This is a genomic window from Streptomyces sp. NPDC001480 (genome assembly GCF_042894725.1).
Lineage (GTDB): Bacteria > Actinomycetota > Actinomycetes > Streptomycetales > Streptomycetaceae > Streptomyces.
Genome location: NZ_JBIAVX010000009.1, coordinates 149800 through 163209 on the forward strand (window position 1 = coordinate 149800; position 13410 = coordinate 163209).

Here is a 13410-nt window from a genome sequence, read left to right on the forward strand (position 1 = left end):
ATCCTCAGATGTCTCGTATGCCATGTTGCCCGACCGTGGCATCGGGTGCCTGAACACATCCTGACTGCCGCCGTGGATCACCCGCCCCGCCGGTTCCGTGCGCGCACCATGGCTCCATGCACACGCACGCACATGGTCTCCGCATAACGGTCTTCCGTCCCGCCCCTGCCCCCGCGACGGAAGAAGACCGCCATGCACGCACCAGCTCCCACCGCCACACCGGCGCCCACTGACCGTGCGACCGCCTGGCTGCGGCGCCGTCTGGGCCGGGCCGTCGTCCTGTCCTACGCCTCAGCCCTGCTCGTGCCGGGCCCCGGCCTGTGGCTGCGCCACTCCTACGCACTGCCGCTGGGACCACTGATCCGACTGCCGGTGTCCACCGCACCATGCCTGCTGTGGCTGGTGTTGTTCTCATCCGGACTCCAGGTCCCCATCCGTGAGCTGGTCCGAGTCCTGCGGCGCCCGAGTGCCCTGCTCGCCGGGCTCGCGCTGCACCTGGCGATCCCGTTGCTGGTCATCCCGCTCATCGCGGTCCTGCTGCACGCCTCGCCCGACTCCGACGGCGGCAGCGGCCTGGTCACCGCGATGATCCTGATCATGGCGATGCCCGTCGCGGCCGGCGCCACGGTGTGGACCGGCAAGGGCGACGGCGACCAGCCGACCATGATCGGCCTGGTCCTCGCCTCCACCCTCATCAGCCCACTCACCACACCGCTGGTCATCGAGTTGCTGTCTCCGCTGCTCAGTGGCGGCTACGCCGACTCGCTCGCCGCGAGTGTCCACACTGCGGGCGGTGGCTTTACCCTCGTCGGCGTGGTGCTGCCCTGCGCGGCGGGCATCCTGATCCGGCTCGCCCTGCCCGCGTCGTTGCTCGGCCGGGCGCTGGGCGCAGTCGTGCCTGTGGCCCTGGCCGGCTCACTGGTCCTGGCGTACGTCAACGCCAGCGGCGCCCTCGGCTCCTTCGTCGCTCGGCCACGCCCGCTGCTGCTGGGCGCCGCACTGGTCGTGGCTGCACTGGTCTGCCATCTGTCGTTCGTGCTCGGCCGCTGCGCCGCGCGGCTGCTGCGGCTGGACCCGCCCGCCGCCTCCTCGCTCACCCTCGCCTGCGGCATGAACAACAGCAGCGCCAGCGCCGTACTGATCACCGCCGTGCTCCCGGACAAGCCACACCTGCTGCTCCCGGTCCTCTGCTACGGCCTGCTCCAGAAGACAGCCGCCAACCGAGTCGTACGGGTCCGGCCTCCCACGGTCTTGCGTTCGCCTAGAACATCGCGGTCCCCGGCCTGACGCCGGGAACCGCAGGGCACCGATGCGCGCAAGCTGTCGCAGCCTGTTCCCAGGATGCGACAGGCGTCGATGGCTACGACCGTATGGGTGAAGAGGGATCGGTGCGGCCCGCCCGCACGGGAGGCAGACTTGGTCATCGCGTACCAGCCGCACTTGCGCGAGTTGGTCGAACGATGCGAGACACTGAAGCGCTGGCTGGCCGTCGGCCACAGCGCCGAGACCGCCCGTCGGCTCGAAGACGCGTCCCACGCTGTACGTCGCCCGTCAGCAGACGGCCGAGGCGATGAGACGCAAGGTGCCCAACCAGCACTGAAACGCTCAGCCGTAAATGTCCAGGTCGGATGGGACACGCTGGTCGCGGTCCGAAGACGATCAACACGGCCCCCGATCCTCGCCACCACGGATCTGGGACCGCCATCATGCGCGCCAGAAACAACGTACTGCGAACAGTCCGTTCCGAGACCGATGAGTGATCAATCAACAAAACCGGGTCCGCGGCCTGTCCGTCTTCACGCCGTCCCAGCCCACGGACCGGCACGAGCATCACCGAAGCTGGTCATGCGCGGCCCGGACGGTTCCCTCGTCCGCCTGCACCAGCTTCGCGATCACCGGGACCCGGTTCCCTGCCGGCGGGGGGAACATCGCCCGCCGGAACCGCACCGATTGGTGCTACCCCGGCGCACGATTCGCTGCAGCTTCCAACCGCGAGGGCGGAAGGCGGTCGGGCCATCCAGGGACCGCCTGGCTGTGCCTGCGTGCAGGGCCGGGTCCCCCGTCAGGGCTTCAGCGCGGCACGGATGAGAGCGCGCAGTTCATCGTCGGTGACGGCCGCCATGTCCGTGGACCGCAGCCGAATGGTGGCCTTTCCGCTGATGAGCCCGGGATGGCGGGAGCTGAAGCCACCATCGCGGTCCGTTCCCCACCCGTAGATCGAGACGCCGTGCTGCCAGACACCGATGTGCAGCCTGCGCTTTTCGACCCGGTAGGTGGGCATTCCGTAGGACAGCGCCACGCTCGCATGCGGGAATTCCTCAAGGATCAGCCCGCTCACCCGGTCGAAGAGCGAACGGTGACCTGGCGCAATGGAGTCGACGTACTCCTGCACAGAGCCCATGCGACCCATTGTGGTCCTCCCGCGAACACCGCCGCTGCAGTCTCGGCCCCTCGCGCACGACCGTCGCGGCTTCATGGCAGGGCCGGACCGTGCGGCACCAGTGGACTGTTCCCTACCACCAGGCGGTTGACCTGGGAAGATGGAGAACTGGGCCGGGAGTATCTAGGGTCAGCCCGTGGCTTTCATCATGGTGTGCGAAGACGACGCGGCGGTCCGCGGCGTCCTCAAGCGCGCCCTGGAGCACGACGGCCACACCGTCTCCGTCGCCGCCACGGCCGACAGCCTGCTGCGGCAGCTCGCACCGGCGCCTCATCTGGTCGTCCTGGATCTCGGCCTCCCGGACGCCGACGGCCGCGACGTCTGCCTGGCCCTGCGGGCTCGCGGCGTCGACGCGCCGGTGTTGATGCTCACCGCCCTGGACGGCCTGCATCACAAGGTGGGCGGCTTCGAGGCCGGCGCCGACGACTACATGACCAAACCCTTCGACATCCCGGAACTGCTGGTCCGCGTCCGGGCGCTGCTGCGCCGGGCCACCGTGGCGCCCGCACCGCGCGAGGTCATCCTCGATCCGGCGAAGCACGTGGTCACCTACGATTCGGTGAGCATGAGCCTGACCCCGACCGAGTTCCGGCTCCTGGGCCGCCTGATCTCCTCGCAGGGCGACGCGGTACGCCGCCACGCCCTCATCGCTGCCGGCTGGCCGCACGGGGCGCAGGTCAGCGACAACACCCTCGACTCCTATGTGCGCCGGCTGCGGGCCAAGCTCGGTCCGCTGGGTGTGGCCGAGCGGCTGGCGACCGTCCGCGGCGTGGGCTACCGATGGCAGTGACGGGATTCCGTAAGCGGGTCGTCGCACTCACCGTGCTGATCGCCACCGCCGTGGTCGCAATCCTGGTCGTCGTCTCGCACGTGCTGCTGAGCCGGGTGACCGACGCCGACGCGCACGATCTGGCACGTACTCGCGCCGAGGCGGTCGCGGCGAACGTCACCTCCAAAGGCGGCCGTGTCGTACTCACGGAGAACAGCAGCGAGGCGCTGGACGAGGTCGCCTGGGTTTATTCCGACGGCCGCCTGATCGACGGCAACGTCCCGCCGAGCCTGGTCGATCGCGTCGAGGAGCTGGCGGACTCGGGGCGATCGCAGACCGCGTCGGTCGGCGATTACCTCCTGTACGCGCGGAAGGTCCCGATCCACGGCCACCACGTCATGGTGATCGTCCGGGTGGGCCTCACTCCCTACGAGACGTCCGAGCAGCGCAGCCTGACCTTGTCCCTGATACTGGGCGGCCTCACCATCCTCCTCGCCGGCGGGGTCGCACACCTCGTGGTGCGCCGCGCGCTGCGGGTCGTGCACGAGATGGCCGCCCTCGCCGACGACTGGGGCCAGCACGAACCCGGGCGCCGCTTCAACCTCGGCGTCCCCCGCGACGAGTTCGGGGAACTGGGGCGGACCCTGGACCACCTCCTGGAGCGCGTCGACAACGCGCTGGCGGATGAACGCCGGCTCACCGACGAGATCGCCCACGAGCTGCGGACACCGCTCACGGTCCTGCGGGCCGAGGCGCAGCTGGCGCAGCTGTCCGGCGAGTCAGTGCCGACGGAGGCGGTGCTGAGCGAGGTCGACCGCCTCGATACGGCGATCACGACGCTTCTGCGTGCCGCGCGCGCACGGACGGACAAGGGGACCCGGTGCGACCTGCGCTCCGCCGCACGGCAGGCGATCGCCGGCCGCGCGGTCGAGGTCGCCTTCCCCGCGAAGGTCGAGGTCGCCGTGGCGGCCGACGTCGCCGTGTCGCTGCTGTCACCCCTGCTGGACAACGGCCTGCGGCATGCGAAGTCCCGGGTGTGGATCACCGCCCGCGACCAGGGCGAGACCATCGTGGTCGATGTCCTCGACGACGGCCCCGGAATCGATCCCGCGGACGTCGACCGGGTCTTCGAAGCGGGGGTGACCGGCGGCGGCGGGTACGGGCTGGGGCTGCCGGTGGTCCGGCGCATCGCCGCCTCGGCCGGTGTGGAGGTCCGCGCGATCGCGGACGGGCGCGGTCACGTCGAGGTGACACTCCCGGCCGCCCGTGCAACCGCGTAGTCAGGTTATGTGCAGATTCCCCGCGTAAACCTTCCCGCATGACAACGACAACGGAAGCACGCACGCGCAGCGGGCGTCTCATGCTCAACAAGGTTCCCGAGGTCACCGTCTGGTTCTGGGTGATCAAGGTCCTGTGCACGACCGTCGGTGAGAGCTTCGCCGACTGGATCAACATGAAGCTGGGCGTCGGCCTGGTGAACACAGCCTGGATCTTCACCGCGGTGTTCGTGGTGGTCCTGGCCGTCCAGCTGCGGCTGAAGCGGTACGTCCCGTTCCCCTACTGGCTGACCGTGGTCGTTGTCAGCGTCACGGGCACCCTGTACACCGACATCCTGACCGACCAGCTGAACGTGCCGCTGTGGATCAGTTCCGCGGTCTTCTCGGTGCTGCTCGCGGTGGTCTTCGGCGTGTGGTGGCTGCGGGAGCGCACGCTGTCGATCCACTCGGTCACGACGCTCCCGCGAGAGTCGTTCTACTGGCTCGCCGTTCTCGTCACCTTCGCGCTCGGCACCGCGACCGGCGACTGGACCCTCGAGCTCACCGGCTGGAGCCCGGGAGTCTCGGTCCTGCTGCCGCTCGGCCTCATCGCGGCGATCACGCTGCTGTGGAAGTTCGGCGCCAACCCGGTGCTGTCCTTCTGGCTCGCCTACATCCTGACCCGCCCGCTGGGCGCGAACATCGGCGACTGGCTCGCCTCCCCCAAGGTCGCCCAGAACCCGGGCGACCCCACCGGTCTCAACCTGGGCACGTTCACCACCAGCCTGATCTTCCTGGGCCTGATCCTGGCGACGGTGGTCTACCTGACGGTGACGCGCTCGGACGTGACCGAGACCCACGAGGCGACCCACGTCGCACCGGCCACCAGCAACCCGCGCAAGGAGCGCACCGCGCTGGCCGGCTTCGGACTGCTCGCCGTTGCCACCGCGGGCCTGCTGGTCTGGGCTCACGGCCAGCCGCACGTCGGTCCGGCGCCGGAGGAGGACAACACTTCCTCCGTCCAGATGGCTCCCGGCCAGGCGGTGAAGAAGTTCCCGCCCGCCAAGGTCGCTGCGCTGAAGAAGCTCGCGTCCACCTCGCTCAAGGACGCACGCTCGGGTAAGGCGGCCGGGGCGCACGCGGCCGCCCAGTCGCTGCGTGACCTGTGGGACGCCGACCAGGCATCGCTGCAGCCGCTGGACCAGACCGGCTGGACCTCTGTCGACGCCCAGATGGACAAGGTACTCAAGACCTTCGGCATCGATCACTCGAACCCGCCGATGTCGCCTGCGCAGCAGGAGAAGGAACTGGACGCCCTCCTGACGGACATGGGCTGACAGACCGCTCAGCGCCCGGCCGGCCCACCTGGCCGACGGGCTCAGTGTGCCGAGGCAGTGCGGTCAGAACCGGAGTGCGAGCCTGAGCCGGAACAGCCCGCGGTCACCGCTGCCACGAGCACCAGCCCGACTGTCGCGGACGTCCGTGCGTGTGCTGCCATCACCACTGCCCTCCAAGCCGGACGGTCATGGCACCCACGCTAGGAAGCGGCCGGTTAACGCCCTGCTCGCCGACGGTTAGACGACGGCAAAAGCGTGAGTGCAGTCCCGCGCGCCCCGCCGAACCGCCGCATGATGAGGGCATGAGACAGCGCGTGGTGCGAGTCGCCCTCACCGCCGCGTTGGTCGCCGTGGTCCTGCTCGCCGTCCCCCTGGCCCTGGCCATCAGGTCCTCCCTGTACGCCGGACAGCGCGACACCCTGGAGCGCGCGGCCCTCGCCGCGGCCGTACGGGTGAGCCCGGACTATGCGACCGGTGACCCGGTGGAACTGCCCAGAGCGCCGGCAGGGGGGCATCTGGGCCTGTACGACCCGCAACAGGCCAAGCGCGCGGGCAGCGGCCCCGGGCTGGGGGACGCGCCGGTCCGCCGCGCCTTTGGCGGACAGGTGGTCCGGGGGCAGGCGGGCGGCGATCTGGTCGCCGCCGTACCGGTCTCCCACTCCGAGCAGGTGATCGGCGTGGTCCGCGCGTCCTCCCCCGCCGACGCCGTACGCGACCGGGTCCTGGCGGCGTGGGCCGTCCTGCTCGGCGTGACCGTGGTCGCGCTGACCATCGCGGTGCTGGTCGCCCGCCGGCAGGCTCGGGCGCTGGCCGCCCCGCTGGAGGACCTCTCCCGCCACTGCCGGGCCGTCGCCGAAGGGGACGTGAATGCGCAGGCGGCCCCCAGCAGCATCGCCGAGATCGACCAGGTGGCCCGCACGCACAACGCGATGCTTCGCAGCTTGTCCGAACTCCTGCGCCGCGAGCGTGACTTCGCCACCAACGCCTCCCACCAGCTGCGCACGCCGCTCACCGGATTGCAACTCACTCTGGAGGCGGGCCTCGCCCAGGACGACGACGCCCGGCTACGTGCCGCCCTGACCGAGGCACTGGACACCACCCATCGCCTCCACCACACCGTGGAAGAAGTGCTGCGCCTGTCCCGCTCCCCGGCCCCGCCCCGCCCGGTCGCCGGGGACATCGCGGTGGCACACCTCCTCCAGGAGACGCGGGAGCACTGGCTCGGCCTGTTCGCCGCCGACGGCAGACGCCTGGAGTGCGGCACACATGACGGACCCGCGGATGTCCTGGTCCCCCGCGGCCCCGTTTCCGAGGTGCTCGGATTCCTGCTGGACAATGCACGGGTGCACGGGCGCGGAACCACGCGACTGGTGGTGCGGGACCTGAACGACGCCCTCGCCTTCGACGTGAGTGACGAGGGAGCCGCGGAGGGGGAGCCGGCGCAGCTGTTCGACCACGGGCACACCGGCGGCGGCCATGGGACGGGCATCGGCCTCGCCCTCGCTTCCCAACTGGCCCTCTCCATCGGCGGCCGACTCTCCCTCACCAGAAGGGCTCCGACCACGTTCACCCTCCTCGTCCCGGTCCGCGGGTCCGGCTCCGAGGGCAACGCACCGGCCGGCAGATGAATGTCCCTCTCCGACATGCTCGGCTCCGGGTGTGGCTTGTTCGCCTGCCCCTGGTGTCGAGCCAGTAACGGTGGGCCCGGATCCACGACGGCCACCCCGCACAGACGGTGGACCTGCGGTACCGCCGGGCTTGAAGGTCCCGCAGTCGTGCGAGGAGGCCCGCTCCGACATTGCCGAGGGCACGTGAGCGCAACGCGTTCAGCTGGTCGTCGGCGGATCCGGCGGTGAGGAGACGGGGCGGCTCTGATGGCTGCCTGCGGTATCGCTCATCTTTGAGTCTCCTCCGTATGGGCTAAAGGGGGCCCCTGTTCGACGCCGCCTGGTCGGAGGCCCTAGGAATCACTGGTGTCGGCGGAAGCGGCGAGCTCGGGGTGCGGGGCGGGTGAGTGTCCTGGAGAGTTCGGTGTCGGCAAGGTCGGGGAAAGGCATTCCGGCGGCGTGGTGATGGGTTCGGGACTGCTGGAGGGTGCGGAGGACGTCTTGGTGCTGGCCGGCGGCGCCGTAGAGGCGGGCCAGGCGGAAGCTGGCCTGAGCGGCGCCGACGTGGTCGGTGGGGCCGGCGAGGGCTTGTTCTGCCAGCGCGATGGCGTCGCTGAGGCGGTTTGTCTCAGCGCGTAGCAGGGCCTGCACGGTCAGAGCTCTGCTGTGGCCTCGATGATCGCCGCAGGCATCGGTCTCCCGGAGCACGTGGCTGATCAGCTCGGCGGCGGTGTGGTCGCCCTCGTAGAGGGCCATGTCGGCGAGTCCCAGTGTGGTCCAGGTGTGCCCGCGGTGGTCTCGGACGGCGTGCAGGAGCTGAGCGGCCTGTTCGTAGTGGGCGCGGGCTGCGGCCCATCGCGGATCCTGTTCGGGACGGCTGGTGGCGTGACGCCCGGGCCAGGGGCCTGGATACCAGCGGCGAGAAAGCGGGCAGCCGTCCACCGTGCTCTCCTTTTCGGTGTCGGCGCGGGTGCGTAGGACCCAGCCGATGCCGCGGGCTTCTTCGTTGGCTGCGAACAGGGTCTGTGCTTCGTCGAGTTGGGCGAGGGCTTGTGTGTAGTGAGCCTGGTGCCGGCTGATCACCGCTTTTTCCCGCAGGGCCCAGGCCAGCCCACGCTCAAGCGGCAGGGCCCTGAAGAGCATCTCGGCCGCGATGAGCGCTCGCATGGCTTCCCTCAGTACGCCCTGCTGGCGCAGCAGGATTCCTAGGTTACCCAGGGCGTCGCCCTCGCCGTGTGCGTCGCCCGAGCTTTGGAAGAGGGCGATCGCCTCCCTGAAGCACTCCGCGGCCCTGCCCATGTCACTGCCGCCGTCACGCAAGGCTTCGCCGAGATTGCGCAGCAGAGCGGCACGGGCCCGGCCATCCCCCAGACGGTCGGCCGCGTCCAAAGCGAGCTCATGGACCTGGCTGCTGATGTCCCAGCGCCACTGGTGCTCAAGAGCGATACTCATCGCGTCGGTGATCTCCCAGCACAGTTCCCACCACCCGCGGGCATGGGCATGGGCGACAGCTGCCACCAGCACGACCCGCTCGGCTTCGAACCACTCGACGGCCTCCCACACATCCCCCGCCACAGCGTTGCCCGGCGGCGGATGTCGGACCGCCCCGTCGCGGCCGCTGTGCCGGGCACCGGCCGGCCGTAGCTGAGCGTCGGCTACGTCGGCCGCGCTGAGCAGGGCGCCCAGCAGACGCCGCACGGCCCGGTCGGCCTCGTCCGCGAGATGCTCGGCCGCTCGCTCCTTGGAATACCCACGCGCGAGATCGTGCAGCACGATGCGCTGGCCCTCTGTCGTGCCGCGCCGAGCCTGCACCAGATGCGCCAGCAGCAGTCCCTCCAGGCACGCGTCGGCCGCATCGGCGTCCACGTCCAGCAAAGGCGACAGCGCCCAGGCCGGCAGGTCGGGAGTGTCCAGGGCCGACAACAGCCTGAATGCACGCCGCTGCAACGACGGGAGCGCCTGATAAGCGGCGCGGAAGACCGCGCGAACACTGCGCTCGCCCAGGCTCAACACATCCAGCCGCCGGTGGTCGTCGGCCAGATCGCGGGCGAAGGAGCCCACGGTGCGCGCGGGAAACGTGGCCAGCCGCGCTCCCGCGATGCGGAGGGCCAGCGGGAGTCCGCCGCACAGACGGACTACGTCCCGACCCGATTCGGGATCCTCGTCCACCCGGTCCGCGCCACCGATCCGTCGCAACAGTTCCCAGGCGGTGCCCTCGTCCAACCCGGACAATGCGACGCGCTCATGCACCGCCGGCGAAGCAAGGGCCTGGCGGCTGGTGACCAGGACAGCGCACGAAGACCCACCCGGTGTCAGCGCACTTACCTGCTGTTCACTGGCCGCATTGTCCAGGACAACCAGGACACGCCGGTCGGCCGACTCCGTCCGGAACTGCCGTGTCCGGCCGGCCTCGTCGTCGGGGATTCTTCCGCGCGGTACTCCCAGCGCCACCAGGAAGTCACCAAGGACTTCGGCCACAGCGGCAGGGCGTTCCTCCGCCCCGTTCAGATCGACGAAGAGCTGGCCGTCAGGATAAGAAGCCATCAGCCGATGAGCAGCCTGCACCACGACAGATGTCTTGCCGATCCCGCCTGGGCCGTGCACCAGGCACATCCTGCAGCCGCCTGGACGCTCGGCACACTCCACCAGCCGTGCTATCTCCTTACCGCGGCCAGTGAAATCCGCCAATGCCGACGGCAGCTGGCGCGGGATGCCGGGCGATCCGGAGAGAAGGAAATCGCCATGGGCGAGGGCCGACGCGTGCGGCGACAGCAGCAGCCGCAACTCCTCGACGCCTGCAAGATCCTCATCCAGGGCCCGTATCAGCCGCCGTCGCAGCAGTGCTTGGGCAGCAGGAGAACGGCTCGCCTCTTCGACCAGGGCCGCGCCCTCCTCACCGGGCAGCCGTCCGGCGATCCACCGGTACAGCCGCCCCAGCCGGTCGGCCACCGACTGCTCCAGCCCCTGCACCGCGCGATCCGCCAGACCGGCGCCCAACCTCTTCGCAGACACGATTGCCAAGGCGACGACTGCCGCCACGAGCTCCTCGACCGTCATCGACCGCCCCCTCCTGCGCTGTAGCATCCGCGCCGTCCCCAAACGCGCTACCGCCGCCCCGACGTCAGTCATGCCCAGAACGCCTCCACACGGCACCTGGCCGCTCTTTCAACGACCACCGAAAACGGCTCCCGCGGTCCTCTGCCGACGGCACAGCGGTCACCGGCAGAGACACGCTCGAGATCGCCGAGGCCAGCGCATGGGCAAACAGGCGTTCTCCGCAACGAGAGCGCCTGTCGAACGGGGCATGCGCGGCCCAGCTGAGGTCTTGGCGCATCTTCGGAAGAGCCTGGTGCAACACGAATCGAGTGTCGTCAACTGCCGAGGCCGCCCTCACCCTGGAGCGGTAACGTTGAAAGCGCTCAGTGGTCCTGCCCGTGACGGGCGGGACCACCGCGTTGCCTTTGATCTGCTCGGTGCTCGGTCCTCTCGGTCGGGGAACTGCAGGAACGCCGTCTGAACCCGGAGCAGATGGGTGTCGGGGTGGGTTTCCTCGTAGCGGTCCAGGACCTGCTGGTGGTGGCCGGCCTCGAAGTCCCGGCGGGCTTGGCCGTCTTCCTCCAGGCCGCATGCCAGGGCGAGCCTCGCGCCCTCGAGCAGAGCCTCGCGCTGGGTGGCGTACACCCCCACATCCAGCCGCCCGTTGCCGCTGTAGCCGCGGTGCGCCAGCGTCCACACTGCCGGATCCCGCTTGGTCCACGCTGCCGTCCCGCCGGTGCAGGCGGGAGGAGACCCGCCGCTTGATGAACCTCGAGCAGTCGCCCACATCTGGCACCGTACTGTTCGCCCACCGTCACGGGACTGCGGTACCGAGCAAACCCACCGGACCGGTGACGGGGTCCGGCGGGCGGCACGCCAGGAGGCTGGTGGTGTGGCTGCACCGGGCGAGCGTCTTCCGTCCGCGTGCACCCGCAGGCCCGAGAGGGACGTTGTTGGCGTATCGAGAAAAGTGCTCAAGCGTGTACAGACGAACGTGCTCAGTCGTGGGACCGGGAGGACAACCCTGCGGCCGTGGGGGTGTCCGCGAACGTCCGTGACTCGACGGCGGTCTGAACCTGGAGCATGCGGGCGTAGGCTCTCAGGGATGCGGATAGGCGAGTTGTCCAAGCGCACGGGCGTGAGTCCGCGCTCACTGCGGTACTACGAAGAGCAGGGCCTGCTGACCAGCTCACGCTCCGACGCGGGGCAGCGTCACTATTCCGATGCTGCGGTCCAGCGCGTGTCACTCATCCGACAGCTGTTCGACGCGGGTATGTCCAGCAGGGTGATCGCGACTGTGCTGCCGTGTGTGGACGTGCCGGGTGACCTGGGCGTCGCCGAGGAGACGTTCACGGCGATGATGCGCGAGCGCGACCGGATCGACGCCGACATCGCGCACCTGATCGAGACCCGGGATGCACTCGACGTGCTGATCAGGGCCAACAGCCGACACCGGGCGGAGCTGTCCACGGCCCCGGAACCGGTGGCGCGGTCGACCTGACGCTGTGATCTGCATCTCATCCGGTTGCCCCTCACATCAATGTCAGAGGTGAGGATGGCGACAACGCCCGGAATCACCGGGTCGGTCATACGAGAGGCGGCGGAAGATGGGGCAGGCGTGGGGTTTCGGCAGGTATGGCGGGCCCGAGGTGCAGGAGTTCTTCGATCGCCCCGATCCCGTCCCCGGTCGCGGCGAGGTGCTGATCCAGGTCGACGTCGCCGGAGTGAATCCCCTCGACCACCTTCTGCGCTCGGGTCTGGTCGACGGGCTCGACGGCGGGCGTCCGTTTCCCCGCGTGCTGGGCATGGAGGCAGCCGGAACCGTTCTCGCCCGGGGCGAGGACGTCAACGGGCTCGAGGTGGGTGACGCGGTCTTCGGCTTCGCACTCACCGGTGGCGGCACCTACGCCGAGACGACGGTGCTGTCCGCGCCGAACACCGCGCGCATCCCGGAGGGCCTGTCCGCGACCGTGGCGGCAACGCTGCCAGTAGCCGGGACGACCGCGGTGGACGTGCTCGACCAGCTCGGCCTCCCGGCCGGTGCCACGGTCCTGGTCAACGGGGTCGGGGGCGGGGTCGGCCTCGCCGTCGCCCGGCTGGCTGTCGGGCGCGAGCTGCGTGTGATCGGCACCGGGAGTACCGCCAAACGCGAGCACGCCGAGGCCATCGGGGTGCGGTTCATCGACTACACCGCCAAGGACGTCGCCGCCGCGGCACGCGAGCTGGTTCCGGACGGCTTCGACGGGATCGTCGACCTGGCCGGAGGCAACTCGTTGCGGACGGTCGCTCCGCTGGCCCAGGATCCCCGCAACGTCATCGCTGTGGGTGATATGTCCGTGCCCGATCTCGGTGGGCGTTTCGTCGAGCGCCGGGTCGACCGCGAGAACCTGGAGCGGTCGGCCCGGCTGGCCCTCGACGGACTCCTCGCACCCGTGATCACCGCGGTCCATTCGCTCTCCGACGCCCCGGCCGCCCTCGCCACCGTCGAGAACGGTCACACCTCGGGCAAGGTTGTCATCAAGGTGGCATGAGAAGTGCCCGGCCGTCTGACGCTGCCGACCGTCCATTGCGGACTGGCGAGAACCCGTGGTCAGCGCATCATCAGCTGAGCACGTTCACCTGTACGGGGTTGAGCATGTTCAGGCGTACGCCGACAAGCCGCGTGCGGACGCGTGCGGCAGGGCACCGCCCGGCACGGCGCAGGACACCCGCTCGGTCGAGACCGGCGCTGCCGCGGGGGTCGGCGGTCGGGCTGCGCGGCCGCCCGGCCGTCCGCCGACCGGGACCCTGCCGGAGGCCAAACGGATTGGCAGCGGACATCGTGGAGCGTCTCGACCCCCTGGAACCTCCGCCCCAGTTGCCCGACATCCCCGAGCCGCGAGCCGACGACCTGAAGCCCTTCCTCGGGCACTGGAGCCCCTACGGCCCCTGACGCGTCACCCGCCCGACGGCCCGCCCAGCGTCA

The 13410-nt window shown here is 70.0% G+C and carries 10 protein-coding genes; 8 read left to right on the plus strand and 2 right to left on the minus strand.

Features of this window, described 5'->3' with window-relative positions:
• The first annotated feature begins 192 nt into the window (after nucleotides 1–192).
• Entirely contained in the window at nucleotides 193–1287 is a 1095-nt protein-coding gene (locus tag ACFY01_RS23350; RefSeq protein WP_390737648.1) for a sodium-dependent transporter, read from the plus strand.
• Nucleotides 1288–2062: 775 nt separating this feature from the next.
• Here the strand turns inward: ACFY01_RS23350 and ACFY01_RS23355 are convergent.
• The gene (locus ACFY01_RS23355) at nucleotides 2063–2401 is read right to left on the minus strand and encodes an iron chaperone (RefSeq protein WP_390737649.1); all 339 of its coding nucleotides are present in this window, start codon (nucleotides 2399–2401) and stop codon (nucleotides 2063–2065) included.
• A gap of 175 nt (nucleotides 2402–2576) precedes the next feature.
• Here ACFY01_RS23355 and ACFY01_RS23360 point away from each other — a divergent pair, with 175 nt between their 5' ends.
• The 4 genes from ACFY01_RS23360 to ACFY01_RS23375 all read left to right on the plus strand — a co-directional run bounded on the left by ACFY01_RS23360 (nucleotide 2577) and on the right by ACFY01_RS23375 (nucleotide 7430).
• Nucleotides 2577–3230 carry a response regulator transcription factor gene (locus tag ACFY01_RS23360; protein ID WP_390737650.1) on the plus strand — a complete coding sequence of 218 codons (654 nt, stop codon included), beginning with the start codon at nucleotides 2577–2579 and terminating at the stop codon, nucleotides 3228–3230.
• Nucleotides 3221–4489 carry a sensor histidine kinase gene (locus ACFY01_RS23365; protein WP_390737651.1) on the plus strand — a complete coding sequence of 423 codons (1269 nt, stop codon included), beginning with the start codon at nucleotides 3221–3223 and terminating at the stop codon, nucleotides 4487–4489. The genes ACFY01_RS23360 and ACFY01_RS23365 overlap by 10 nt, the downstream gene beginning before the upstream one ends.
• 38 nt (nucleotides 4490–4527) lie before the next feature.
• Nucleotides 4528–5802: a hypothetical protein gene (locus ACFY01_RS23370; RefSeq protein ID WP_390737652.1), complete on the plus strand. Its 1275-nt coding sequence runs from the start codon at nucleotides 4528–4530 to the stop codon at nucleotides 5800–5802.
• A gap of 302 nt (nucleotides 5803–6104) precedes the next feature.
• A complete protein-coding gene (locus ACFY01_RS23375; protein ID WP_390737653.1) occupies nucleotides 6105–7430 on the plus strand; it encodes a sensor histidine kinase in 1326 nt (441 codons plus the stop codon).
• A 339-nt stretch (nucleotides 7431–7769) separates the two neighbouring features.
• On the opposite strand, the gene ACFY01_RS23380 is transcribed toward ACFY01_RS23375, so the two are convergent.
• Nucleotides 7770–10466, minus strand: coding sequence for an ATP-binding protein (locus ACFY01_RS23380; RefSeq protein ID WP_390737654.1), 2697 nt, complete (start codon nucleotides 10464–10466; stop codon nucleotides 7770–7772).
• Between the two features lie 1084 nt (nucleotides 10467–11550).
• On the opposite strand from ACFY01_RS23380, the gene ACFY01_RS23385 reads away from it, so the two are divergent.
• From ACFY01_RS23385 to ACFY01_RS23395, 3 genes are all read left to right on the plus strand, one after another.
• Complete coding sequence (locus tag ACFY01_RS23385; RefSeq protein ID WP_390737655.1) at nucleotides 11551–11946, plus strand: MerR family transcriptional regulator; 396 nt, start codon at nucleotides 11551–11553, stop codon at nucleotides 11944–11946.
• 106 nt (nucleotides 11947–12052) lie between these two features.
• On the plus strand, nucleotides 12053–12976 hold the full coding sequence (locus ACFY01_RS23390; RefSeq protein WP_390737656.1) for an NADP-dependent oxidoreductase: 924 nt from the start codon (nucleotides 12053–12055) through the stop codon (nucleotides 12974–12976).
• 275 nt (nucleotides 12977–13251) lie between these two features.
• Nucleotides 13252–13377 (plus strand): hypothetical protein, encoded by a 126-nt coding sequence (locus tag ACFY01_RS23395; protein WP_390737657.1) that lies wholly within the window; start codon nucleotides 13252–13254, stop codon nucleotides 13375–13377.
• Nucleotides 13378–13410: the final 33 nt, after the last annotated feature.

Coding starts and splice junctions, on each gene's coding strand:
- ACFY01_RS23355 (WP_390737649.1), bottom strand. CDS start 2,401: ATGGGCTCTGTGCAGGAGTACGTCGACTCCATTGCGCCAGGTCACCGT.
- ACFY01_RS23350 (WP_390737648.1), top strand. CDS start 193: ATGCACGCACCAGCTCCCACCGCCACACCGGCGCCCACTGACCGTGCG.
- ACFY01_RS23375 (WP_390737653.1), top strand. CDS start 6,105: ATGAGACAGCGCGTGGTGCGAGTCGCCCTCACCGCCGCGTTGGTCGCC.
- ACFY01_RS23380 (WP_390737654.1), bottom strand. CDS start 10,466: ATGACGGTCGAGGAGCTCGTGGCGGCAGTCGTCGCCTTGGCAATCGTG.
- ACFY01_RS23370 (WP_390737652.1), top strand. CDS start 4,528: ATGACAACGACAACGGAAGCACGCACGCGCAGCGGGCGTCTCATGCTC.
- ACFY01_RS23390 (WP_390737656.1), top strand. CDS start 12,053: ATGGGGCAGGCGTGGGGTTTCGGCAGGTATGGCGGGCCCGAGGTGCAG.
- ACFY01_RS23385 (WP_390737655.1), top strand. CDS start 11,551: ATGCGGATAGGCGAGTTGTCCAAGCGCACGGGCGTGAGTCCGCGCTCA.
- ACFY01_RS23365 (WP_390737651.1), top strand. CDS start 3,221: ATGGCAGTGACGGGATTCCGTAAGCGGGTCGTCGCACTCACCGTGCTG.